The sequence below is a fragment of the Sulfitobacter alexandrii genome (assembly GCF_001886735.1).
Taxonomy (GTDB): domain Bacteria; phylum Pseudomonadota; class Alphaproteobacteria; order Rhodobacterales; family Rhodobacteraceae; genus Sulfitobacter; species Sulfitobacter alexandrii.
Window position 1 is genome coordinate 1,486,956 of record NZ_CP018076.1, and the last position, 24,399, is coordinate 1,511,354.

A 24,399-nucleotide genomic window follows, 5' to 3' on the forward strand; every position below is an offset into this window, starting at 1 on the left:
TCGGCCTTGTTGAAAGACACCCGCGCTCTACACTTCCCTCACCGGCGGCCCCGTGGGGCGTTGACGGTGGTGCCCGGGGGGAGACGCGCGAAAGTGCTGAAGAAACAGAGTCTGTACGATCCGATGGATTTTCTCGCCGGAACGGGCGAGATGGCGCAGCGCATCCGAAACCACGATTGGCAGGATCATCCGTTCGGTCCGCCCGACACCTGGCCGCAGACGTTGCGGTCCGCGCTGTCCATCGCGCTGAACTCGGCTTTTCCCACGGCGATCTACTGGGGGCCGGAGTTGCGGCTGCTCTATAACGATGCCTGGTCGCCGATCCCGGGCCCCCGGCATCCGGAGGCGCTCGGCGCGCGGGCGGAGGACGTCTGGAGCGACATCTGGCACATCATCCAGCCCCAGTTCGCCGAACTGATCGGGACCGGCCAGGGGCTGTTCCTCGAGGATCAGCTGCTTCCGATGCGGCGCTACGGATTCGAGGAAGAAACCTACTGGAATTACAGCTTCACCCCGCTCAGGGCCGAGGATGGCCGCATCGTCGGGATCTTCAACTCGGGCAGCGAAACGACGGAAAAGGTCATTCAGGCACGCAACGCCGAGGGGCTGGTCGTGCTAAACCAGAAGCTGCGGGACTGCGACAAGGCGGACGATGCGCTGGCGCTGTCCCTGTCGCATCTGGGCGGTCTGCTGAACGCCGACCGGGTCGGGATGCTGGACCGGGTGGCGCAATCCGGCAGGGAGGGGCTGACGCTGACCAAGGAGTGGTGCGCCGCTGGCGTGGCCGCCACCGATGACGATCTGGCCTTTTTCCCGCCGGATCACGTGCAGCGGCTGATGACGGGCAGGGTGGTTCAGCTATCGCTCGCCGATCCGGACCTCGCGGCGGACGATCGTGATTTCCTGACCCGCAAGGGTGTATCGGGGGTGCTGGCCGTGCCATGGACCGAACAGGGGCAGGTCGTTTCGGTGCTTTATCTTCATGCGGGGGAAGCGATACGTTTCCATGCCGTGAACGTCGGAACGGTCGAAAAGGTGCTCGAGACGACCATGTTCTGGTTGGACCGCGAACGTCACCGCGAACGCGAGAAGGTGATGGCGGCGGAAATCGACCACCGTGCACGCAACATGCTGGCGGTTGTCCAGTCCATAACCCGGATGGCCCAGGGGACGGATGTCGCCGACATCAAGGCCAAGTTGTCCGATCGCTTTACCGCCCTCTCGAGGGTGCATTCCCTGTTGGGTCGGAAGCGTTGGATCACTCTTGAGTTCCGGGACCTGGTCGAAGACGAGCTTGCGCCCCTGGGCCAGGAGATTTCGGATCGGATCACCCTGAGCGGCCCGCGCATCGTGCTCAAGCCCCAGCAGGCGCAGCTTTTCGCGATGATCCTGCACGAACTGACGACCAACGCCATGAAATACGGCAGCATCAGCCATGACGCCGGCAGGTTGTCGGTGGCCTGGTCCAACGATACCGACGGCAGCATCACGCTCGACTGGGTCGAGACAGGGGGCGTGATCGGACGGGACGCCGAACTGCGTGATTCCGCGGGCGGTTTCGGTTCGGTCCTTCTGACCAATCTGGTCGAGACCCAGATGGGCGGTTCCGTTGAAAGGGTGCTTGGCGATCACGGTATCACCTATCGGTTCGTCTTGCCGCTGAATCGGACGTCCCGTGTTGCGTCGGCGCGACCCGTGTCCGAGGATGTGCAGAACCCCGAGAAGCGGCCGCTGTCCGTCATGGTCGTCGAAGATGATGCGATCATTTCGCTCGACCTCGCGGATCTGATGACCTCCGAGGGGCACCACGTGTTCGGCCAGTTCAGCACCGTTACTACCGCCCTCGACGCCTTGCAGGGCGAGCTGCCCGATATCGCGTTGCTTGACGCGAACCTTTGCAGCGAGAGTTCCGCCCCGGTGGCCGAGGCGCTGAGCGCGCGGCGCGTTCCTTTCATCGTGGTCAGTGGCAATGGCGGCGGCTTTCCCGAAGGGGACGCCCGTACGGCGGCACCGCTCATTGAAAAGCCGATCTCGAATGCCGAGCTGATGTCGGCGGTGCAACACACCCTCAACTGAAACCCGCGCTGGCTGACCAGTAATTCCCGGCGGCAGTCGGGGCTTGCGCGCCAAGCCGAGGGAAATTTTGCAATCGGTATCGGTCGCGGTCATAACGCGACAAATCGGTGATTTGCAGCGACATCCTCGAAAATCTACTGTTGATTCCCACATCGATATTGTGTGGTCTCCGCGACGGGCACCGGTGAGTCCGGATAAAATGCAGCGATGGGGAAATAATGCACAGCATCGGGGAGTCCTTGGGTCTTGCGGTCGCGCTGGTGATTTCCGCTGACCGCGACCTGCTGGAAATCGTGCTGCTGTCGTTGCGCGTCAGCCTTTCCGCGACTGCGGTTGCGTGCCTCGTCGGTCTGCCCCTGGGGGGTCTTCTGGCCATCGTGCGCTTCCGGGGGCGGGGGGCTGTTCTCGTGCTGGTGAATGCGTTGATGGGACTGCCGCCCGTGGTCGTCGGTCTGCTCGTCTATCTTTACCTGTCGCGATCGGGACCGCTCGGGTTTCTCGGGCTGCTTTATACCCCGACCGCCATGATCGTGGCCCAGACCATCCTGATCGCGCCGATCGTGGCGGCCCTGTCCCGTCAGGTGCTGGAAGACCTGCACGCGGAATATGCCGAACAGTTCCGCTCTCTCTGTCTCACACGGCTGCAGATCATGCGGGCGCTTCTGTGGGATGCCCGCTACTCCCTGCTGACAGTGGGGCTTGCCGGTTTCGGCCGTGCCGTGGCCGAGGTCGGCGCGGTGATCATCGTGGGCGGCAACATCGACCATCTCACCCGCGTGATGACGACGGCCATCGCGCTCGAAACTTCCAAGGGCGATCTGGCGCTTGCCCTTGCACTCGGGATCGTCCTGCTGGTCATCGCGCTCGGCGTGAACGCCGCCGCGCAGTCGGTGCGGATGACGGCGACACGGCAGGCGCATGTCTGAGCGGCGCACGACATCTTCCGGTCCGCCGGCGCTGCTGCCGCTAAAGGTGCGCGACCTCGTCCTCCGGCTGGGCGGCGCGGCGGTGCTGGACGGGCTGTCGATGGATCTCCAGGGGGCGGGCTGCACCGTCATCATGGGGCCGAACGGAGCGGGCAAGAGCCTGCTGCTGAAACTGCTGCACGGGCTCATCGCGCCCACGTCGGGCCACATCCGCTGGGGCGGTCAGCCGCCGGGCGCCGTGACGGCCCGGCAGGCGATGGTGTTCCAGAAGCCGGTGCTGCTGCGTCGGTCCGTCGCGGCCAATATCGACTTCGTCCTGAAAGCCCGTGGCAAGGATCGCGCGTGCGGGGCGGGGCTGCTGGATCACGTGGGGCTGGCTCACAAGACAGACCAGCCCGCGCGCCTGCTGTCGGGCGGAGAAGCGCAGCGTCTTGCGCTGGCGCGGGCGCTCGCCACCGACCCCGAGTTGATGTTCCTCGACGAACCCACGGCCAGTCTCGATCCCGCGTCTGTCCTCGCGATCGAGCGCATCGTGGCGCAGGCCCGCGACGACGGCATGCGGATCGTCTTCGTCACCCATGACGTCTGGCAGGCACGCCGGATCGCTGACGAGGTGGTCTTTCTCCACCGGGGCCGCGTCGAGGAGCATGCCCGCGCGACCGACTTTTTCCCCGAGCCGCGCAGCGCCGTGGCCCGGGATTACCTGAACGGCAGAATTGTCCTCTGAAACAGCAAAAAGGGAAGGAACCATAATGCTCAAGAGATACCTCATCACCCCGGCGGTCCTGGCGCTGCTCGGCGGCGCGGCCATGGCGCAGGAATCGATCATCGTGCAGTCGACGACGTCGACCGCGAACTCGGGCCTGTACGATTACCTGCTGCCGCTCTTTCAGGATGAAACCGGCATCCAGGTCAATGTCGTCGCGGTCGGCACCGGCCAGGCGATCAAGAACGCCGAGAACTGCGATGGCGACGTGCTGCTGGTCCACGCCAAGGCGGCGGAGATGAAATTCGTCGAGGCCGGGTTCGGCACCGACCGGACCGACCTGATGTACAACGACTTCGTCATCGTCGGCCCCGAGGCGGACCCGGCGGGCGTCGCGGGCATGTCCGATGTCGAGGGCGCGCTGACGCAGATCGCCGAGGCCGGTGCGCTGTTTGCGTCGCGCGGCGATGACAGCGGCACGCACAAGAAGGAAATGGCGCTCTGGTCGGACGCGGGGGTCGACCCGACTGCCGCCAGCGGCGACTGGTACCGCGAGACTGGCTCCGGCATGGGGGCCACGCTGAACGCGGGCATCGGCATGGGCGCCTACGTGATGACCGACCGCGCCACGTGGATCAGCTTCGAGAACAAGCAGGACTACGCCATCGCCGTCGAAGGGGACGAGGACATGTTCAACCAGTATGGCGTGATCCCGGTCAGCCCCGAAAAATGCCCGAGCGTGAATGCCGAGGCTGCCCGGACTTTTGCCGATTGGCTGGTCTCGGCCGAGGGACAGGCGGCCATCGCGGCATACAAGGTAGCGGACCAGCAGCTGTTCTTTCCCAACGCCCCCGGTAACTGATAGGCTCATCCGGGCAGAGGGCCGTCCTCTGCCCGGATGACGGTGGACATGCCATGACGGAACCTTCGATGCCCGACCACGAATACCTGACGGTCAGGGAACTGGCCGACCTGCTGCGTCTGAAGGAGCGCAAGGTCTACGACCTGGCCGCGTCGGGCAGCGTGCCGTGTTCGCGCGCGACCGGCAAGCTGCTGTTCCCGGCCGACGAGATCCGCGCGTGGATCGAGCGGGCGAAGTCGGGCAGTGGCGTGGCCGCGCCGCCCTCGGTGGCGCGTGCGCCGATCCTGCTGGGCAGTCACGATCCCTTGCTTGACTGGGCGATCCGACAATCGCGTTGCGGGCTTGCCAGCTACTACGACGGATCGCTGGACGGCTTGCGGCGCTTCACGGCGGGCGAGGGGGTCGCGGCGGGGCTGCACATCCACGATCCCGTTTCGAACAACTGGAACGTGCCCGCCGTGGCGGCTGCGGCAGCGGGCCAGAATGCGGTACTGGTCACTTTCGCGCTGCGCCAGCGTGGCTTGGTCTTCAGGTCGGGTGGCGCGGCGCCGCGCAGTTTTTCCGACCTTGAGGGGCGCAGCTTCGTGCCCCGCCAGCCGGAATCGGGGACGGAGATCCTGTTCTGGGAACTGGCGGACAAGGCCGGTCTGGCGCGGGACGGGCTGCGGCTGGCGGACGTGGCCCGGACGGAGGACGAAGCGGTCGAGGCCGTGCGCCGCGGCGATGCCGAGGCCACCTTCGGGCTGGAGGCCGCCGCGCGCGCCTACGGGCTGGAATTCCTGCCGCTGGTCGAGGAGGAATTCTCCCTTCTGGTAGAACGCAAGGCGTGGTTCGATGCGCCGATGAAGAGATTGATGGCGTTTTTCGCGGAAGAAACCTTTGCCCGTCGGGCGGCCTCCAGCGGGGGCTACGACATCGGACATCTCGGCCGCGTCACCTGGAACGCCTGACCCTCAGATCAGCGCGTCGATCATCGCACGGGTCGACTCGAGGCACTGTGCGGGCGTCATCCGGTTCGGCTGCAGGTGCAGGTTCTGCCAGAACCCGTCCGTCAGCGTGTCGATCCACTGCGCCACCTGCTTGACCTTCTGCTCTTCAGCGTCCTGCATCAGCGCGCCGCAGATTTCCCGGATCGCGCCGCTGCGATCGGTATCGAACTCCCTGCAGATCGCAGCGTATTGCGGCACGAAGGTCTGTTCACCCCAGAAAGCGAACCACAGCGACAGCGATTCGGGCGAGCAGACCTCCGGCGAGAAATCCGCCGCGATCAGGGCCATCAGCCGGTCCCGCGGATCCGGCCCGGCCGTGTCGAGCGCCGCGCGCCAGGTGTCGGCGTAGAACTGGTAATGCGCCCGCAGGGTTTCCACCAGCAGCCCGTTCTTCGACTTGAAGTAGAAGACAGCAACGCCCTGCGACAATCCCGCTTCGGCCGCGACCGTGGCCAGCGTCGTCTTGGCCAGACCGTGTTCGATGATCGAGCGCCGCGTCGCATCGAGCAACTGCCGACGCCGACGGTCCGCGTTGTCCTTGCGTTCCTTGCGGGGCTTCGTGCTGCTGTTGATCGTCTCGTCGGTCAATCGCCGTTCCTCCGGGGGTGTCGTCGTTTTTTTCATACCGGGGCGGCAATGTCATTCCATTTGTTTTTGTTTGAGCGCTCAAAAAAACTTTACGACAAATTCGCGCTCCGGTAAGACTGGAGCCAAGCAGCGAGGAGAGGGCGCATGTCCGGGGCAAAGTACGACGCGATCATCGTGGGGGCGGGGCACAACGGCCTGACCGCCGGCTGCTACCTCGCCAAGGCGGGGCTCAAGACCCTGATTGTCGAGAAGAACGACTGGATCGGCGGGGCTGCGGTCAGCCGGTCCCTGCATGACGGCTGGACCTATTCCAATTGTTCCTATGTCTGCTCGCTCCTGCGCCGGGAGATCGTGCGCGACCTTGAACTGCCGCGTTTCGGCCTTCAGGTGATTCCCTACGAGGGCGGGGCGACCTTCACCCGCGATAATGACTATTTTGCCTACATGTCGGATCACAACGCGCTGCTGCGTGAAATCGCCCGGCACAGCCCGCGCGACGTGGATTCCTACGCGCGTTTCTCGCAGACGGTGATGCGCCAGTGCCGTTTCATCCGGCCCTTCCTGCTGCGCGGCGCGCCCGATCCCACGTCGCTGCATCCGCGGGACCTCGGTGAACTGGCGTTCCTCGTGAAAAAGGCGCATGGCCTCGGGGCGAAGGAACTGGGGGAGACGATCCGCTTCTGGACCATGTCCATCGGCGATTTCCTCGACGAGCATTTCGAAAGCGATCTCATAAAGGCGCATCTTGCCGGGTCCGGGATCATCGGAACGGGGCTGGGGGTGTATTCCCCCGGCACCGCCTACGTGCTGTTGCATCACTACATGGGCGACGTGGACGGCGCGATCGGCGCGTGGGGCTTCGCGCGCGGTGGCATGGGGGCGATTTCCAAGGCGCTCGGCATGGCCTTCGAAGAGGCGGGCGGCGAGATCCGCAAGGGCTCGGGTATCGACAGTTTCCGGATCAGAGACGGCAAGGTCGTGGGTGTCGCGCTGGAGAACGGCGATACCTACGATGCCCCCATCGTGGCGTCGAACATGGATGTGAAGCGCACCTTCCTGCAGCATGTGGACCCGGTCGAGGTGCCCGACGACTTCACGAGGGCGGTCGAACGGTTCAAGATTCGCGGGTCGTCGGCCAAGCTGAATATCGCGCTGGACGGGATGCCGGAGTTTCCGGCCGCGCCCAAGGGGGCGCCGTTCCTGCGGGGCGATCTTCACTGCTCCACCTCCCTGGCCGAGCTGGAGCGCGGCTACGACGACTGGAAAGACGGCAAATGGTCGGCCGAGCCCTATTTCGACATGCTGATCCCCAGCCAGATCGACCCGACCATGGCGCCGCCGGGCAAGCACATGATGACCGTCTTCGTGCAATACGCCCCCTACGACCTCGACGTGGACGGCACACGGTCCGGCCGGAACTGGAACGCGACGACCCGCGCGGCGCTCGCCGATTGCGTCTATGACAAGATGGAGCAGGCGATGCCCGACATCCGCCAGCGGATCGTCCACGCGGAGGTGCGTACGCCGCTCGACATCGAGAACGAGGTGGGCCTGACAGAAGGCAACATCTTCCAGGGTGAACTGACCTTCGACCAGCTTCTCTTCAATCGGCCCGTGCCGGGTTATTCCGATTACACCACGCCGATCGAAGGGTTGTTCATGGTGGGGTCGTCCAGTCATCCGGGAGGCGGCGTGATGGCCGCGCCGGGCGCGAACGCGGCGCGCGAGATCCTGCGCCGGGCCGGCAAGGGGCGCGAGATGCCGAGGTTCGCGGCATGAGCGATTCCTTCGATGTGATCGTGATCGGCGCGGGCCACAACGGGTTGACGGCGGCGACGGTGCTGGCGCGCAAGGGCAAGCGGGTCTGCGTGGTGGAAAAAACGGCGCAGCCCGGCGGCATGGCGCGCATGGTGGACTATGCGCAAGGCGCGCGGGGGCCCGAAATCGCCCATCTGCTCTATAATCTCAGCCCGGCGGTGGCCAAGGATACCGGCCTGACGGTGGATGCGCGCCGACTGCCCACCATCGCCCTGTCCCCGGACGGACGCCACGCCGAACTGCGCGGAGACAGCCTGCGTCATGCCGATGGCGAAGCCCACCCGGATGCCGCGGCCTATGCGGAACTTCGGGCGCGTCTGGTGCGCTTTGCGGGGCTGCTGGGGCAGATGTCGGACGCGCCACCGCCCTCGCTTGCCGAGGGTCTGGCCAACCTCGCCAGCCTGCGCGACCTCGGCGGGTTGGCAAAGCTCGGTCTGAACCTCAAGCGGTTGGGCAAGGAGGACATGCGGGAGTTCCTTCGGATCGTGCTGTCCAACGCCTATGACCTGCTTCTGGACGATCTTTCCGACGGGCCGGTCGCGGGGGCGCTGGCCGCCGACGCGGTTCGGGGGGCATTCAGCGGGCCCCGCGCGCCGGGGTCCGTGTTCACGCTGATGTACCGCATGGGGCAGGGCGGCGAGTCCGCCTGGCCGATGGGCGGCTTCGGGGCCTTCGAAAAGGCGGCGGCGGATGCCGGGGCGGTCCTGCGGTGCGGCACCGGCGTGGCCTCCGTCTCGGTGGAGGATGACCGGGTGCGCGGCGTCACGCTGGAGGACGGCACGGAGCTGCGCGCGCGGGCCGTGCTGTCCAGTCTCGGGGCCGCAACCACCATGCGGCTTGCCGGCCCCGCCCATTTCGACATCGAAGCCACGCGCCGGTTGCGCAAGATGCGGGCGAAGGGAACGGCAGCCAAGCTGAACCTCGTGCTGTCGGAGGCGCCCGACATGCCGGGTCTGAGCGACGCGCAGAAGGCGGGGCGGCTGATCGTGGCGCCTTCGGCAACCTACGTGGAAAGCGCCTTCAACCCGGTGAAATACGGCCGCGTTTCCGATGCGCCGGTGATCGAGGCCGTGCTGCCCTCGCTCACGGACCCGTCGCTGTGCAGGGACGGGCGGCAGGTGCTGTCGGCAATCGTCAGCTACGTGCCTTTCGACCCCGAGGGCGGCTGGACGGAAGAGGCGCGCGCGGATCTTGCCCGCAAGGTCATCGGCACCCTGGAAACCTACATGCCCGGCCTGTCCGGCCGCGTCACCGGTCAGACCCTTCTGACCCCAGACGACATCGCGGCCTCGACCGGGGCGCCGGGGGGGCACTGGCACCACGGCGAACTCAGCATCGACCAGGTTCTCACGGTGCGTCCCGTGAACGGCATGTCGCGCTACGCCTTCGGCATCGGGGGATACTACCTGTGCGGTGCTTCCGCGCATCCGGGCGGGGATATCACCGGGTCTCCCGGTCGCAACGCGGCGCGCCGCCTGCTGGAAGAGGGAATACCGTCATGAGCCATGCCGTTGCCGGGACCGTTCCGATCGGCCTGATTGCCGGTCCGTTCCACGATCGCCTGGAAAGCCTGAGCCATGCCAAGGGCTGGATGAACTGGGCGGGATACCTGTCGCCTTCCGTTCTCGACACGGCGGAGTTCGAGTATTTCGCGATCCGCAACCAGGCGACGCTTTTCGACATCTCACCGATGCACAAGTACCGCGTCAGCGGGCCTGACGCGCTGGACATGCTCAACCGGGTGGTCACGCGGGATCTGCGCAAGATCGGCGACGGGCGCGTCGGCTACGTCCTTTGGTGCGACGAGGAGGGCATGCTGATCGACGACGGCACGCTTTTTCGGTTCTCCGCCACGGACTTCCGCCTGTGCTGTCAGGAACGGATGATGGGCTGGCTGCTCGATGCGTCCTGGGGCTTCGACGTCGAGGTGCGCGATGAAAGCCACGAGGTCGCGGGCCTTTCCCTGCAGGGGCCGACCGCGTACTCGGTCCTCAAGGAGGCGGGGCTGGACGTGGGCGACATGAAGCCCTTCGATTGGCGCGAGGTTGAAACGGACCTCTGGATCTCGCGGACCGGGTTCACCGGCGACCTCGGCTACGAGCTCTGGGTGCCGTGGGACAAGGCGCTGCCGCTGTGGGACCGGCTGTGGGACGCGGGGCACCACTGGGGGCTGCGCGCGGTCGGCTACGATGCGCTGCACATCGCCCGGATCGAGGCCGGGTTCATGGCGGCCGGGATGGATTTTCAGCCGGTGCACGCCACGATGCGGCTGCACCGGGGGCGCACACCGCTCGAACTGGGGTTCGACCGGCTGGTGCATTTCGACAAGGGCCACTTCAACGGGCGCCGCGCCTTGCTGGCCCAACGCGACAAGGGCCTGCGGACCCATCTGGTCAAGGTGGACCTCGGCGGGTTCAAACCCGCGCAGGACGCGTTGATCTACCACCGCAAACGGCGCGAGGTCGGCTATGTCACCTCGGGTGTCTGGTCGCCGACGACCAAGCGCAACATCGCCCTGGCCGAATTGAAGGCCCCGTTCGGCGTCGGCAAGGTCAAGGACCTCTGGGCCGAAATCTATGTCAATCAGGAGGGCCGCTGGGCGCGCCGCATGGTGCCCGTGACGGTCCAGGACAAGCCATTTTTCATCAACGGACGTGCGCGGGCAACTCCGCCCGCCGCCTTCTGATGACCAAGGAGAGCAAAGACATGACAACGCTTCCGCGCGACATGACCAACGGCACACCGCCGGACCTTCTGAACGAATGGGATCGCAATCACCAGCTGCATCCCTGGGCGGCGATGGACGCCTGGCAGGAGAGCGACTATCACCCGATCGAAAGCGCCGAGGGCATCTATCTGTGGGATGCCGAGGGCAAACGCTACATCGACGGGCCGGGGGGCATGTGGTGCGTCCAGATCGGCTATGGCCGCAAGGACATGGCGGCGGCGATTGCCGAACAGGTCATGCGTCTGCCCTACACGTCGCCCTGGACCACGACCACCGACCCCTCGACGATCCTCGCCAAGAAGATCGCCGATCTCGCGCCCGGCGACCTCAACAACGTCTTCTTCACCACCGGCGGTTCCACCGCCGTCGACACCGCGCTGCGCACGATGCATTTCATGAACAACGCCCTCGGTCGGCCCGACAAGAAGATCGTGATCGCCCGTGAAAAGGGCTACCACGGCTCGACCTACCTCGCGTCGACCGTGACCGGCAAGGAACGTGACAAGAGCCGTTTCGACATCGAGAAACGCCTCGTCCGGTTTTTGCCCGACGTGAACCCCTACAACCGCCCCGACGGCATGAGCGTCGAGGACTGGTGCGATGCCAAGGTCGCAGACCTCGAGAACATGATCGAGGAGGTCGGCGCCGAGAACGTCGGCGCCTTCATCGCGGAACCCATCCTGTGTTCCGGCGGTGTCATCGTTCCGCCCGAAGGCTATCACAAGCGCACGCATGAACTCTGCCGCAAGCACGATATCCTCTATATCTCGGACGAGGTGGTGACCGCGTTCGGCCGGCTGGGGCACTGGTTCGCCTCGGAGGACGTGTTCGGCATCACGCCCGACATCATCACCTGCGCCAAGGGGCTGACGTCGGGCTATCTGCCGCTGGGGGCCTGCATCATTTCCGACCGCGTGATGGAGCGGATGACCGGCCCGGACGAGAATGTCCTGTTTTCCAACGGTTATACCTATTCGGCGCATCCAGTCTGCTGTGTCGCCGCACTGAAGAATATCGAGATCATGGAAGAAGAGCGGATCCTCGAACACACCCGCGAGATCACGCCGCATTTCCAGTCCCGGCTGCGTGCGCTGGCGAAGTTTCCCATCGTGGGCGACTTGCGCGGCATGGGCCTGCTGGGCTGTATCGAGGGCCGTCCGGACACGCCCGGCACGTCGCTCGCGGCGGAACGCAAACTGGGCGCGCTGCTGGACGAAGCCTGCGAGAAGCGCGGTCTTCTGGTACGGCCCCTGATCAACATGGCGGTCTTCTCGCCGCCGCTGGTGATCACCAGGGCACAGGTGGACGAGATGTTCGATCTGCTCGAAGAGGCGCTGGAAGAGGTGACGGCCGAGATGGCGTCAGACTGAGGTCTCCCGCCGCCCGTAGCGGGCGGCGAGGTCCACCGTCTCGCCCAGTTCCATGCCCGCGCGGTGGCCCGAATACACCGCCGCGGCGATCAGTCCGGGCGCTTCGGCGTCTCCGATCAGGCTGATGCTTTGCAGGCCGTGATCGGTCGCGCGTACCGCATCGTACAGGGTTCGGTCGGGTATGCGCCGGGTCAGCGGCAGGACCGCGTCGCAGGCCAGCGTGATATCCGCGCCGCCGAAGGGGCAGGCCAAGCGCGCGGCCCCGCCCGCCGCCTGCGTCATCACGCGGTTCGTCACGATCCGCACGCCCGCGGCGATCAGCGCCGCGGTCGAGGCGTATTGTTCCTGCGTGAACGTCCCCCATTCACAGACCCGCCCCGCCGGGGTGACGAGCATCACGTCATGGCCGGCCCTGCGCAACGCCAGTGCGAGGACCGAGCCGTGGTAATAGTGGTCGTCGTCGTAGATCGCGATATGTTCCGCCTCCACCATATGCCCCGCCAGGACGTCGTCGGCGCTGACGATCATGTCCCTGTCCATCTCGTGCAGGCCGTAGGGATTGTTGCGCCCGACGGTATCGTCGGCCCAATGCGCGCCGGTGGCCACGATCAGGTGGTCGACGGACATGGCGGGCAGGTCGTCCGGCCCGATCCGGCTTTCGGGGTACAGGGTGACGTTGTCCATTTTCGCGATCTGTCCCAGCCGCCAGTCGCGGACCCGCGCCCATTCCGACAGGCCGGGCAGGGCGGATTCACGCGTCACGCGGCCGCCCATGACCCGACGCGCCTCTGCCAGCATCACCTCGTGGCCGCGCGCGCCCAGCACACGGGCCGCTTCCAGCCCCGCGGGGCCGCCACCGACCACGAGAACACGCGCCGCCGACGGCGCGGCGGCAAGGCGTTCCGGGTGCCATCCCAACCGCCACTCATCCCCCATCGTGGGGTTCTGCGTGCAGCGGATCGGAACGCCCTGGCTGTCATGGGCGTAGCAGATGTTGCAGCCGATGCATTCACGGATGTCCGCGCTGCGCCCCTCGCGGATTTTCAGCGGCAGGAACGGGTCGGCGATGGACGGGCGGGCGGCGCCGATCATGTCCTGTGCCCCGCTGCGGATGACCTGCGCCATCATGTCCGGGTCGGTGAAACGGCCCACCGCCACGACCGGCCGGTCGGTCAGGGCCTTGGCCCTCGCCACGCTTTCGGTCAGCGCGCCCTGCCTGACGAAACGTGAATTGCTCATCTCGATGTCGTAGTCCGGCACCGTCAGGTCCCACAGGTCCGGCAGATCGGCGAGCAGGCCGAAGGCATCGTAGCTTTCCGCGTCTTCCAGCCCGACGCTGAAGCGGCACGCGACCGCGGCGCGGCCGGACAGGGCCTCCCGCGTGTCCTCGATCAGTTCGCGCACCAGCCGCACCCGGTTTTCCAACGGCCCGCCATAGGCGTCGGTGCGGGTGTTGGTCCGTGCGTCAAGGAACTGCGACAGCAGATAGCCGTGGGTGGCGTAGACATAGACGATGTCGAAACCGGCCTCGACGGCGCGCAGGGCCGCATCGCGGTGCCAGCGGCGCAGGTCGGCAATGTCGGTCAGGTCCATTGGGCGGGTCTGGCCCGGCTGGACCTCGCCATCGTCGGTCTGGGGCAGGCTGCGCAACCCCATCGGAGGAAGCCGGGTGGCATGGTTCACGATCATGCCGCCCCCGGCCCAGAGTTCGACACCCGCCAGCGCGCCGTGTGCATGCACCGCATCCGTCATCAGCCGATGCGCACGGATGTCGCTGTCATCCCAAAGCGCGCAATAGGCGTAATAATCGTTGTCCGACGTGGGATGAATGGAGCAGTATTCGGTATTCACCACGCCCCAGCCGCCTTCGGCCTTCACGCCGCGCATCGCGGCAAGGCTGCGCGGCCGACGCCAGCCCATGCCGGTACAATGCGGGACCTGGTAGAACCGGTTCGGGGCGGTCACCGGGCCCAGTCGGAGCGGCTCGAAAAGGATGTCATGTCTTGAATCGCGCATTTTCTGGTCGAAGCCCCCGGTTTTTCAATCATTATTATTTGAGCGCTCAAATAAATGTTGTGTCAACTCTCTTTCCCCCTTAGCCTCAGGGCCAGAGGTTTGCCGGAACGCGTCCGGCCGGCCGACAAGAACAGACAAGGGAGAGACGGATGACCACTTCAAGACTGAAGGTCGCCGCGCTGGCCGGAGCCGCCGCGCTGCTGACATCGACCGCCATGGCGCAGGATGCCGAACTGACGGTATTCGACTGGGCCGGGTACGAGGATCCCGAATTCTACAGCGCCTACATCGAAGAGCACGGCGAAAAACCCACCTTCGCCTTCTTCGGCGACGAGGAAGAGGCGTTCCAGAAGCTCCGCTCGGGGTTCAAGGCGGACGCCGCGCACCCCTGTTCGCAGTCCGTGCCGAAATGGATGGAAGCGGGCCTGCTGGAGCCGCTCGACACCTCGCGGATCGACCGCTGGGACGAGCTGAACGAGGAGTTCCGCGAGATCGAGGCCTACAAGAAGGACGGCGAGTACTACTTCGTCCCGATGGACTGGGGCAACACCGCGCTGACCTACAACACCGAGAAGCTGACCGAGGAGCAGGTCCAGTCGCTGCAGATCTTCGCCGACCCGTCGATGGCCGGCAAGGTTTCCGTGGGCGACAGCGTGGACGACGCCTATGCGCTCGGCTTCCTCGCCACCGGCGTGCAGGACTGGACGCAGGCCACGGACGAACAGTTCCAGGCGGCCTCAGATTTCCTGCGCAAGGTGCACCAGAACGTGCTGTCCTACTGGGACAGTTCCTCCTCGCTGGCGCAGCTGATGCAGTCGGGGCAGGTGGAACTCGCCTGGGCCTGGAACGAGACCTCGGCCACGATGGGCGGCGAGGGCCTGCCCATCGCGATGAAGCGCGACACGGACGAGGGCGCCTCGAGCTGGGTCTGCGGCTACGTCAAGCTGAAGGACGGCGAGGGGTCCGATGACAAGTTCTACGACTTCATCAACGCCTGGCTCGCCCCGGAATCCGCCGACTATATCGTGAATGCCTGGGGCTACGGCCATTCCAACGCGGCACGCATGGCGGAGATGGACCAGGAGATGCTGAAATCGGTGGGGCTCGACAGCAACGACGCCCTGCGGGCGAACACCCTGTGGCAGGCGCCGCCCCAGCCCGAGATGCGCGAGAAGATGATCGCGGAGTTCGAGAACATCAAGGCCGGCTTCTGAGCCGCCGGATCTTTTTGCAGAGGTCACATGCCGCCGCGATCCGAAGGGGTCGCGGCGGTTTCCTTTCGCGGGGTGCCGCCCCCTCACCCCAGCCCTCTCCCCCCCTTGGGGGAGAGGGGGTGGCGTCGCGCCCCTGGACGGGGGAGCGCGCAGTTGATGGTCTTTTCCGGGTTGGTGGCGAGAACGCTCGGGAAGCCGGGCTAGCCCGGCTTTTGCGCGAGCAGGTGGTGCGGGCAGTGTTCGCCGGTTTCCAGCACGAGGATCATGGCTTTCCAGGTCTCGATCGAGGCGGCGATCAGGTCGGCGCCGTGCGCCTGTTCCCAGGCCGGCCGGTCGGGGCCGGTGAACCGGGCGAGTTCCTGTCGGGCGAGATCCAGATACCAGCGGTTGCGGTTGGTGAGGCGGATGTTGCGGAAACCCGCGGCCGACAGGGCCTTTTCGTACCGCGCGGGCGAGGCCATGGCGAAATCGAGATCCTCCAGCGCGATATAGGCGGCCATCTCGGGAGAGGGGTCCCCGTCGTAAGACATCAGCCAGTCCGAGGCCGCGAACCAGCCGCCGGGCCGCAGGATGCGAAAGACGTCCTGCGCCAGCGCTTCCTTGTCCGGAATATGGATGATCGAATCCTTGGAGAACACGACGTCGAACGTACCGGGCTCGAAGGGCAGGGGGCCGGGGGTGACTTCCGTTATCGTGATCCGGTCCTGCAGCCCGGCTGCGTCGACACGTGTTTGCGCGGCGGCGCAGACCGGCGTTTCCACGTCGATCCCGGTGACATGCGCGGCGCCGTGATCGCGCACCAGTGCCACCGCGATGGCCCCCGAGCCGCTGCCGATGTCGAGCATCCGCGCTCCTTCGACGGGCGCGTCCTTCACCACGCGGGCCACTTCCTCGGGGCCGCCGGGAGAGAGGTAGCCTTCGCCCCAGAGTTCCTCGAGAAGCGCGATGTGGCGGTCGTCGTAGTTCAGGTCGGTCATGGCCGGTCCTCGTACCGTTGCAGGGTGGTCTGGTATGCGTCGATGAAACGGGCGACGTAGCGTTCCATCGGCACCAGCGGGCCCGGGCGGTAGTGGCGCGATGCCACGCCACGGGCGTTGTCCTCGACGATGCGCTTGTCGCTCTTCGTGGTGACGTCCCAGAGCCATGTCAGCCGGTCGATGTTGTAGTCGCGGCCGGGCCGGGCCCCCTCCCGGACGAGCCAGATGATCTCCTGCGCGCAGTGATCGGTGTCTGTCGGCAAAAAGCGGTAGAGCACCGCGTGATCGCAGTAGAGCAGCATGGGGTTCAGCATGCCGACGTAGGCATCCGAGGCGCCGCCGTCGTGCCCGGTGATCTGCCCCAGAAGCGGCGCCACCGGCGTGCCGTCCTCGCTGCCCGTCCGGTAGCCGTCGAAGAGCGCGTACCGGTTGTAGGCGTGATCGGCGACGCCGGGCGTGCCGCTGCGGCCGATCCGGTCGATGAAGGTGGTCGGCACGCCGCAGGCGGCGGCGCGGGCCGCCATCGCGTCGTTGAGCGGGGCGACACGGTCCTCCGCCAGGTGGGTGGCGTGGCTGCGCGCGAACTCGGGGTGCGCGGGCGTGCAATGGTAGCATTCGTTGTAGTTCTCGACGAGCAGCTTCCAGTTCGCGCGAACCGGGTAGACTTCGCGGTGGGCGATCCGCGTCGCGGCCAGGTCGAAGGGGGCGAGGCAGGGCGTCAGGGCCGCGCGGAGGGGCGCGAAATCGGGCGGATCGTCCGCGAGCGAGACGTATATCAATCCTTCGAGCACTTCCATCGCCACCGGGATGAGGCCGAGCGCCGCGCGGTCGTGGTGATCCTCCAGCATCCGGGCGCTGAACAGGCTGCCGTCGAGGTTGAACACCCAGGCGTGATAGGGACAGGTGAAGCGGCGGACATTGCCCCGCGGTTCGATGCACAGGCGCGAGCCACGGTGGCGGCAGACATTGGCAAAGGCGGCCAGGTCGCCCTTGGCGTCCCGCACCACGATCACGCTGTCGTCGAGGATGTCGAAAACGAGGTAATCTCCGGGGGCCGCGAGCTCAGACACATGACCGGCGAGCAGCCATTCGCGCCCGAAGATCGCGGCGCGGTCCGCCTCGAAGATCTCGGGCGCGGTATAGAAGGGCTGCGGCATGGCGTAGCCCTCTCGCTGGGCGGCGATCAGTTCGGCCAGCTGCATCCGGTCACTCCCCGAAGACGACGATGGATTCCGTGCCCCAGCCCACCGAGACCTTGCTGCCCGGCGGCACGACCGAACGGCCCGCGGTGTTGCGCATGGAAATCGTCAACGGTTTCTCGCTGCCGGGCAGACGCACCTCGTAATAGGTCATGTCGCCGTAGTACTCGGTGTCCACGACCTCTCCCTCGACCCGGTTCTGGGTCCAGTCCTGGTTGTCGAAGATCACCGTCAGCATTTCGGGGCGCACGCCGATGGTGTCGATCGTCCGGGGGTCGATGTCGGGCCCCAGCCTGTCGCGCGGCATCTCGACCCGGCCGAGGCAGTCGATGTCGAGTGTCACGTGGCTTTCGCCGAGATCCGTCACCCGGGCGGGCAGGAAGTTCATCACCCCGATGAAGGAGGCGACCCGCTTGTTCACCGGATGCCGGTAGAGCCCTTCGGGCGTATCGAGCTGGGCGATCTCGCCCTCGAACATCACCGCGATGCGGTCGGACATGATTAGCGCTTCTTCCTGGTCGTGTGTCACCAGGATGAAGGTGATCCCGATCGACCGCTGAAGACTGCGCAGTTCCATCTGCATCTGGTCGCGCAGCTTCTTGTCCAGCGCCGACAGGGGTTCGTCCAGCAGGATCACCTTGGGCTTCATCACCAGCGCGCGGGCCAGTGCCACGCGCTGCCTCTGTCCCCCCGACAGCTCATGCGCCTTGCGCTTGCCGTAGCCTTTCATGTCGACCAGCGCGAGGACCTCCTCGACCTCCCGGGCGATGTCCTTCTTCGACATCTTGCGGGTCTTCAGGCCGTAGCTGACGTTCTCCTCGACGTTGAGATGCGGAAAGATCGCATAGCTCTGGAACACCATGTTGGTCGGGCGCCTGTTGGCGGGAATGCCTTCCATGTCCTTGCCGCCGATGGCGACCGAACCGCTGGTCACCGGTTCGAACCCGGCGATGGTCCGCAGGAGAGTGGTCTTGCCGCAGCCGGACGGGCCGAGCAGGGAAAAGAACTCTCCCTCGCGGATATCCGCCGTGATGCCGTGCAGCGCGGTAAAGGTGCCGAATTTCTTGACCACGTCCCGGATCGCGATCATGGGGGTCTTGTCGTCGTTCATGTCTGTCTTTCCGCTCATGGTTCAGACCCCCGCCAGCGTGGTGTCGACGCCCTGTCGCGCCGCCGACCGGCGCCGAAGCGCCTCCGCCGCGATCAGCAGCAGCACGGAAACCGCCAACAGCAGCGTGCCGAGTGCCATGACCGACGGCAGCTTGGCCGGGAACCGCAGCTGGCTCCAGATGTAGACCGGCAGGGTCACGTCGGTGCCGGTCAGGAAGAAGGCGATGATGAATTCGTCGAGGCTGATGGTGAAGGTGATCAGCAGGCTGGAGATCACGCCGGGCAGCACGAGGGGCAGAGTGACCCGCCGGAAGGTGCCCCAACGGGATTCCCCCAGATCGAAGGAGGCTTCCTCCAGTTCACGGTCGAGGCCGCGGTAGGCGGAACTCAGGATCGCGATGGAGAAGGGCGTGCAGATCAGCACGTGGCCCCCGACCACGGTCCAGAGCGACAGGGGCATGCCCAGCTGGTTCAGCATCACCAGCAGGGCCACCGCCACGATGATCTCGGGCAGGACCAGCGGCAGCATGATCAGCCCCACGATCCCGGTCTTGCCGGGAAAGACGAACCGGGCCGAAGCGCGGGCGGCGAACGCCCCCAGCAGGGTGCTGAGAACCGCGGTGGTCAGACCCACGATCATGGAATTGCCAAGCGCGGTGTGCAGGGTTTCGGTGTACCACAGGCCCACGAACCACTCGGTGGTGAAGCCCGAAAGCGGAAAGGCGATGATCGTCGAGGTATTGAACGCGAAGAGCGGCAACAGGATCACCGGCGCGTAGAGAAAGATCATGTAGACGACCGCGTAGACGGTCAGCCAACGCACGGAGAGCCATTTCATCGCACGCGTCCCCCCAGTTTCTTGCCGCCGAAGAAGATCGCGGCGCTGATCAGGCCGATCACCACCATCGCCGACACCGCCAGGGCCGCGCCGAGCGGCGCATTGTTCGCCTTGCCGAACTGGATCTGGATCATGTTCGAGATCATCAGCCCGTCGGTCCCGCCCACGAGCCGCGGCGTGATGAAATCACCCACCGTTGGGATCAGCACGATCAGCGTCGAGGCGACGATGCCCGGCATCGCCAGCGGCAGGGTGATGCGGAAGAAGCGGCGCATCGGGCTGTCGCCGAGGTCGGTGGCAGCTTCCAGAAGCGACCGGTCGATCTTTTCCAGCGCCACGAAGATCGGCAGGATCGCGAAGGGCGCCCAGGCATGGGCCAGCGTGATGACCACCGCGTTCAGGTTGTAGAGGATGAAGGTCAGCGGCTCCTCGATGAAGCCGAGGCCCATCAGCGTGGTGTTGAACACGCCGTTGTACCCCAGGATCACCTTCCACAGGAAAACCCGGAGCAGGTAGCTTGTCCAGAAGGGGACGGTGATGAGGAACAGCCACAGCGCCTTGCGCTTCTGCACATGGAAGGACAGGAAATAGGCGATCGGAAAGGCGAGGATCACGGTCACCGCCGTCACGATGAGCGAAATCTTCAGCGATCGCCACATCAGCACCTGGTAGATCGGCTTCGTCCACGCCTCGCGGTAGTTGTCCAGCGTCGGCGTCATGTCGATGGTCAGGTAGTCCTGCGTCCAGAAGCTGAAGGTGATTACCATCAGCAAGGGCGCGGCCAGCATCACCAGCACATAGGCGAACGTCGGGCTGATCAGCCTGAGGCCCTGCACCGCTTCCCTGTCAAAGCGCCACGCCATCAGCCAGCGCTCCTGCCGGGGGCGGCATCACCGCTCATTCGGCCGCGACCTTTCCGGCCAGCAGTTCCGCGTTGCGCGCGGCCACCGTCCCCTTGGGCGGCTCATCCTCGTTCAGGACGGGGAAATGCTCGCGCAGGCAGTCGTGATAGCTGCGCACCGTGTTCTCGAGATCCGACAGGAACACCCCGTCGTACCCGCTCGAGAATGCGGCCTCCCAGGACCAGCGGACCAGTTCCTCGTCCTCTTCCGAGGTCAGGCGGTCGATCCTGCTGCTCAGGTAGCGCGCCAGCCGCATGCGACGGTCTTCCTTGCCCAGTCGGTAGGTGGTGCCACGCTGCATGGTCTTGCCAAATTCAATCGGGAATTCCTGGTAGAATTTGACACAATCCGGATAAATGCCAAGCACGCAATTGGGAAAGAGCCCGATATAGAGCCAGGCCTTGGCGTGGCTTTCGTCCAGTTCCGGCGGCGCCTGCAGGATGGACGTATATGCCCGCACGCTCCAGAGCCGGTGATCGGCCTCGCGAAACTCCGAGTAGGACCGCGAGGCGCCGTTCTCGAAATCCTCGTCGTAATAGTTGGAGCCGAAGAGATCCTGAAGCCCGGGATGGGCCATCGGCACGTGATAGCCTTCGTTGTCCACGTCGCGCACGCACTTCCAGTTCACTTCCGCCACATCGGCATAGAAGCCTTCGCCCGAGGGCATCAGCCCCTCCAGGTCGTACTGGTCGATCTCCTCGTCGAACCGCGCCAGCACTTCCGAGATCGCGGGCTGGGGGCCGGGACGGAACCGCACGAAAACGAAACCGCGCCACGTGTCCAGCTCGATCGCCTTGAGCCCGAAAGCGACCGAATCGAGTTCCGGCAGCTTGTCGGGCTGTGCCGCGCCGCGCAGCGTGCCGTCGAGGTTGTAGACCCAGCCGTGGAAGGGGCAGATGATCGCGTTCTTGCAATTGCCCTGTTCCGCGGCGACGACCCGCGACCCCCGGTGCCGGCACAGGTTGTGAAAGGCCCGCAGCTCCCCGTCCTTGCCCCGGATGACCAGCGCGCGCTCGCCCACGCAGTCAAGCGTGACGAAATCGCCCGATTCCGGCAGGTCGTTGGCATGGCAGACCAGCTGCCAGTGAGAGCGGAACAGGAGATCCTTTTCCATCTCGAGCATCTCGGTGTTGAAGTAACTCCACGCGGGCAGACCCTTGCGGTCATGATCATTCGGCAGGTCTTTGGCCTGTGCGGCAGGGGACGTCATGGCAAACTCCGGGTTGATGTTTACACCAGCTTAACAAGTTTTTTTGAGCGCTCAAATAAATTTTTCACTTGACGATATCAGATCGGCCCTCCTGCCCGGTTTCCGGGCAGCGGTGCAGGGCGATCCCGCAATTGGGACCGATCGAGAGGTGATGGACAAGATGATTTGACAGGCACACCGCGGACACGCGACACGAGATCGATCTTCAGACCAATGCAAAGCCCGACTCTGCGCCCTTCGCCGGGAAATGGCCGGGCTTATGGAAACTGGGAAACACCAAACCCGCGCCGTGGCAGGCGGAATCGTCGCTGTCGGGGGATTTTGGCTCCGGCGGAAGGGGGGCGACCCTTGCCGTAAAGCCAATTGAATCCTAACGATTTTTCTTTCGATTCCACGCCGAGTCCGACGGTGTGCACACGTTGTTGCTCAAGTATGTGCATACGGTCAAGAGGTGCACAAGAGGACATTAATAAAGCCGAAGTGAACCGCCCGACGCAGCACCTGACAGCCCCGCAAACCGGTCGGGCGCGGAGCAGAGATTGCGGAGGACCTTTCGCGTTGCGGGGGAGGCTGAAGGGTTGCTCTGTAATGGCTTAGAGTTGCGCTCGCTTCGCGCCGAAGGATATCTGAATCCACTAACCGGGATGTGACGCGCTGTCCGGACCAAATCGAAAGACAGCGCGTCAGGTGTTCAGCGGAACCTGGCTGCATTCTCTGCAGCCGCGGCATCCGTGTCGCCCTGACCGAACGCCGACGGTCGCGGCTCCGGCAGTTGCAGCGCCTCCTGGACTCGGGGCTTGGCGTCGATGCGGTCGAACCACGCTTGCAGGTTCGGCAACCCGTCGACGCTCACCGTGGCCCAGAAGTAGCTGCGCGCCCAGGGGTAGGTCGCGATATCCGCGATGGACATCGCATCACCTACCAGCCAGTCGCGCCCGGCAAGCCGCGTGTCCAGCACCTCCAGCAGGCGGCGGCTTTCGGTCACGTAGCGGTCGATAGCATAGGGCACCTCGTCGCCATTTGGCTTGGCGATCCGCTGGAAGAACATCGCCTGGCCCATCATCGGGCCGATCCCACCCATCTGGAACATCAGCCATTGCAGCGTTTCCGAGCGCTCCTTGCGGTCGTGGCTGAGGAACCGGTCGTATTTCTCGGCAAGATACCACAAGATCGCGCCGCTCTCGAATACTGCGAAATCATCCGCGCCGCGATCCACGATAGTCGGAATGCGCCCGTTTGGATTCAGGCGCAGGTAATCGGGCGCTTTCTGCTCCTTCTTCCCGAAGTCGATCGGCACCAGCTCGTAGTCGATCTGCGTTTCGTGCAGGAAAATCAGGGGCTTCCACCCGTTCATGGTGTTGGCGATATAGAGAACGATATCAGGCCGCGTCATTGGCGAGCTCCCCGAATGTCGTGGCAAGATGGGCGTCGAACCGAGCGAGGTCGGAGGCCACGTCGGGGTTCTTCATCACGTCGAAGGCCCCGAAGGTCGGCAGCGGCGTCATGCCAAAGAACCTGGCGTTCAGATGGACCGGACGCAGGAGGTCATCCAGAGACATGCCCCCGAAGAACGGCTCTGCCGGGTCGTCGAAGGCTTCAGCCGGGGCGTTCAGCGTGGCTGAGATAATGTAACGCGTGCCTGCCAGCTTGCCGCCCATGCCGTAATTCGCCTTCGGTGCGGCTGCGCTGCGTCCGTCGCCGTTGCTGAGCTGTCCGCCCATACCGACCGTGTAGACCTCATCCATGTATTTCTTGAAGGACCACGGCACGCCCATCCAGTTCACCGGGAACTGTAAGACGACCACGTCCGCCCACAGGTGGCTGTCCACCTCGGCCTGCACATCATAACCGGCTGCGACAGTGGTCAGGCGGACCTCGTGCCCCTGCGCTTCGAGTGTAGCTTTGGCGCGCTCCGCGAGCGTCTTGTTGAGTTTACCGGGGGCAAATTCATAAGGCTGCGCGCCGTTCAGTATGTGGATCTTGGTCATGTCGTCTCTTCCATCGTTGCTGCGCCCGCTTGACTTCGGCGGGGTCCGGGATGAAATGATCGTGGTGGGAAGTAAAAACAACCAGTATACTTTTAGTAACCTAATCAGGCGCGGATCAGCGGAGCGTAAAACGATGGATGCAAAGATCGAAGTAGACGGTGCCGGCCGACGGAGCGCGGCCAATGCCTGCACCGAGCCCTGCGCTATCGAGCGTGGCATGCGGATCATCGGAGGCAAATGGACCGGCTCCATCCTCTGGCACGTCAAGGATGGGCCGGTGCGGTTCAACGACCTCGCCCGGATGATCGGCGGCGCGTCGAAGAAAATGATCACGGAACGCTTGCGGCAACTCGAAGACCAGGGGCTGGTCAGGCGCGAGGTCTGCGACACCGCCCCGATCACTGTCGTCTACGAAATCACTGATTTCGGGCGCACAGCCTTGGGTTTTCTGGATGAGCTGCGGAAGTGGAGTGAGGGGCTTCCGAAGAGTTTGACCGCGGAAAAGCGATAGCCTGTCGAGAGCGCGATCGGCCCAAACCTGACGTTCAAAGCTGAGACTGTCGCCGCGCTGCGGCGCAGCCAAACCGGTCATTTACGAGTCGCGCAGAATTTGCGCGATTGGATTGCTATTGCGCGGACCTTCCGGACCTTCGCTGCACGCGCTCGACTTCTGCTACCTGCCCTTGGTGAGGCGCCCGTAGGAGGTCAAACAGCGGCCATGCGCTGCGTCGGAGATATCTGTAAGGATCGGCGCTACACCATAGTTTTTAGGGCCAACTTGTTCTCGCTCGAGTTGAAGAACTTGACAGGAACGCGACTGTATGAGCGACAGTTGGAAGCGTGCGTTGACTACACCTTCGGATTCCAGAAGAACTGGGCTCC

General features: G+C 65.0%; 21 protein-coding genes. 11 read left to right on the forward strand and 10 right to left on the reverse strand.

Annotated features, from left to right (window positions below; genetic code table 11):
- The first annotated feature begins 93 nt into the window (after positions 1-93).
- The 5 genes from BOO69_RS07200 (at position 94) to BOO69_RS07220 (ending at position 5,520) form a co-directional block, all read left to right on the forward strand.
- Positions 94-2,076: an HWE histidine kinase domain-containing protein gene (locus BOO69_RS07200; RefSeq protein WP_156874880.1), complete on the forward strand. Its 1,983-nt coding sequence runs from the start codon at positions 94-96 to the stop codon at positions 2,074-2,076.
- 218 nt (positions 2,077-2,294) lie between these two features.
- Positions 2,295-3,002: an ABC transporter permease gene (locus tag BOO69_RS07205; RefSeq protein ID WP_071971554.1), complete on the forward strand. Its 708-nt coding sequence runs from the start codon at positions 2,295-2,297 to the stop codon at positions 3,000-3,002.
- Positions 2,995-3,729, forward strand: a complete 735-nt coding sequence (locus tag BOO69_RS07210; protein ID WP_071971555.1) for an ATP-binding cassette domain-containing protein — start codon at positions 2,995-2,997, stop codon at positions 3,727-3,729. Before BOO69_RS07205 ends, BOO69_RS07210 begins: the two co-directional genes overlap by 8 nt.
- A gap of 25 nt (positions 3,730-3,754) precedes the next feature.
- Positions 3,755-4,570 (forward strand): ABC transporter substrate-binding protein, encoded by an 816-nt coding sequence (locus tag BOO69_RS07215; protein WP_071971556.1) that lies wholly within the window; start codon positions 3,755-3,757, stop codon positions 4,568-4,570.
- Positions 4,571-4,623: 53 nt separating this feature from the next.
- Positions 4,624-5,520 carry a helix-turn-helix transcriptional regulator gene (locus BOO69_RS07220; protein ID WP_071971557.1) on the forward strand — a complete coding sequence of 299 codons (897 nt, stop codon included), beginning with the start codon at positions 4,624-4,626 and terminating at the stop codon, positions 5,518-5,520.
- Positions 5,521-5,523: 3 nt separating this feature from the next.
- Here the strand turns inward: BOO69_RS07220 and BOO69_RS07225 are convergent, their stop codons facing one another.
- Positions 5,524-6,183 (reverse strand): TetR family transcriptional regulator C-terminal domain-containing protein, encoded by a 660-nt coding sequence (locus BOO69_RS07225; protein ID WP_071971558.1) that lies wholly within the window; start codon positions 6,181-6,183, stop codon positions 5,524-5,526.
- A gap of 108 nt (positions 6,184-6,291) precedes the next feature.
- Between BOO69_RS07225 and BOO69_RS07230 the strand changes: the two genes are divergently transcribed.
- The 4 genes from BOO69_RS07230 to BOO69_RS07245 are packed head-to-tail and all read left to right on the forward strand — an operon-like array spanning position 6,292 to position 12,063.
- Positions 6,292-7,926 carry a phytoene desaturase family protein gene (locus BOO69_RS07230; protein ID WP_071971559.1) on the forward strand — a complete coding sequence of 545 codons (1,635 nt, stop codon included), beginning with the start codon at positions 6,292-6,294 and terminating at the stop codon, positions 7,924-7,926.
- Positions 7,923-9,467: a phytoene desaturase family protein gene (locus BOO69_RS07235; RefSeq protein WP_071971560.1), complete on the forward strand. Its 1,545-nt coding sequence runs from the start codon at positions 7,923-7,925 to the stop codon at positions 9,465-9,467. Before BOO69_RS07230 ends, BOO69_RS07235 begins: the two co-directional genes overlap by 4 nt.
- Positions 9,464-10,651 (forward strand): aminomethyl transferase family protein, encoded by a 1,188-nt coding sequence (locus BOO69_RS07240; RefSeq protein ID WP_071971561.1) that lies wholly within the window; start codon positions 9,464-9,466, stop codon positions 10,649-10,651. The genes BOO69_RS07235 and BOO69_RS07240 overlap by 4 nt, the downstream gene beginning before the upstream one ends.
- Positions 10,652-10,671: 20 nt before the next feature.
- Positions 10,672-12,063: an aminotransferase gene (locus tag BOO69_RS07245; RefSeq protein WP_156874881.1), complete on the forward strand. Its 1,392-nt coding sequence runs from the start codon at positions 10,672-10,674 to the stop codon at positions 12,061-12,063.
- On the opposite strand, the gene BOO69_RS07250 is transcribed toward BOO69_RS07245, so the two are convergent.
- Positions 12,055-14,079: an oxidoreductase gene (locus BOO69_RS07250; RefSeq protein ID WP_071971562.1), complete on the reverse strand. Its 2,025-nt coding sequence runs from the start codon at positions 14,077-14,079 to the stop codon at positions 12,055-12,057. The two genes, BOO69_RS07245 and BOO69_RS07250, sit on opposite strands and share 9 nt — an antisense overlap.
- Positions 14,080-14,228: 149 nt before the next feature.
- Between BOO69_RS07250 and BOO69_RS07255 the strand changes: the two genes are divergently transcribed.
- Positions 14,229-15,293 (forward strand): extracellular solute-binding protein, encoded by a 1,065-nt coding sequence (locus BOO69_RS07255; RefSeq protein WP_071971563.1) that lies wholly within the window; start codon positions 14,229-14,231, stop codon positions 15,291-15,293.
- Between the two features lie 200 nt (positions 15,294-15,493).
- Here the strand turns inward: BOO69_RS07255 and BOO69_RS07260 are convergent, their stop codons facing one another.
- From BOO69_RS07260 to BOO69_RS07295, 8 genes are all read right to left on the reverse strand, one after another.
- Positions 15,494-16,270 carry a methyltransferase domain-containing protein gene (locus BOO69_RS07260; protein ID WP_071971564.1) on the reverse strand — a complete coding sequence of 259 codons (777 nt, stop codon included), beginning with the start codon at positions 16,268-16,270 and terminating at the stop codon, positions 15,494-15,496.
- On the reverse strand, positions 16,267-17,472 hold the full coding sequence (locus BOO69_RS07265; protein ID WP_071971565.1) for an aromatic ring-hydroxylating oxygenase subunit alpha: 1,206 nt from the start codon (positions 17,470-17,472) through the stop codon (positions 16,267-16,269). Before BOO69_RS07265 ends, BOO69_RS07260 begins: the two co-directional genes overlap by 4 nt.
- 4 nt (positions 17,473-17,476) lie before the next feature.
- A complete protein-coding gene (locus BOO69_RS07270; RefSeq protein ID WP_071971566.1) occupies positions 17,477-18,598 on the reverse strand; it encodes an ABC transporter ATP-binding protein in 1,122 nt (373 codons plus the stop codon).
- A gap of 3 nt (positions 18,599-18,601) precedes the next feature.
- Positions 18,602-19,417 carry an ABC transporter permease gene (locus BOO69_RS07275; protein ID WP_071971567.1) on the reverse strand — a complete coding sequence of 272 codons (816 nt, stop codon included), beginning with the start codon at positions 19,415-19,417 and terminating at the stop codon, positions 18,602-18,604.
- Positions 19,414-20,280, reverse strand: a complete 867-nt coding sequence (locus BOO69_RS07280) for an ABC transporter permease (protein WP_071971568.1) — start codon at positions 20,278-20,280, stop codon at positions 19,414-19,416. Before BOO69_RS07280 ends, BOO69_RS07275 begins: the two co-directional genes overlap by 4 nt.
- 34 nt (positions 20,281-20,314) lie before the next feature.
- Positions 20,315-21,529, reverse strand: a complete 1,215-nt coding sequence (locus tag BOO69_RS07285; protein WP_071971569.1) for an aromatic ring-hydroxylating oxygenase subunit alpha — start codon at positions 21,527-21,529, stop codon at positions 20,315-20,317.
- A 691-nt stretch (positions 21,530-22,220) separates the two neighbouring features.
- On the reverse strand, positions 22,221-22,922 hold the full coding sequence (locus BOO69_RS07290) for a glutathione S-transferase family protein (protein ID WP_071971570.1): 702 nt from the start codon (positions 22,920-22,922) through the stop codon (positions 22,221-22,223).
- Positions 22,909-23,517 carry an NAD(P)H-dependent oxidoreductase gene (locus BOO69_RS07295; RefSeq protein ID WP_071971571.1) on the reverse strand — a complete coding sequence of 203 codons (609 nt, stop codon included), beginning with the start codon at positions 23,515-23,517 and terminating at the stop codon, positions 22,909-22,911. The genes BOO69_RS07290 and BOO69_RS07295 overlap by 14 nt, the downstream gene beginning before the upstream one ends.
- Between BOO69_RS07295 and BOO69_RS07300 the strand changes: the two genes are divergently transcribed.
- A complete protein-coding gene (locus BOO69_RS07300) occupies positions 23,516-24,028 on the forward strand; it encodes a winged helix-turn-helix transcriptional regulator (RefSeq protein ID WP_237267586.1) in 513 nt (170 codons plus the stop codon). The two genes, BOO69_RS07295 and BOO69_RS07300, sit on opposite strands and share 2 nt — an antisense overlap.
- The last annotated feature ends 371 nt before the right edge of the window (positions 24,029-24,399 follow it).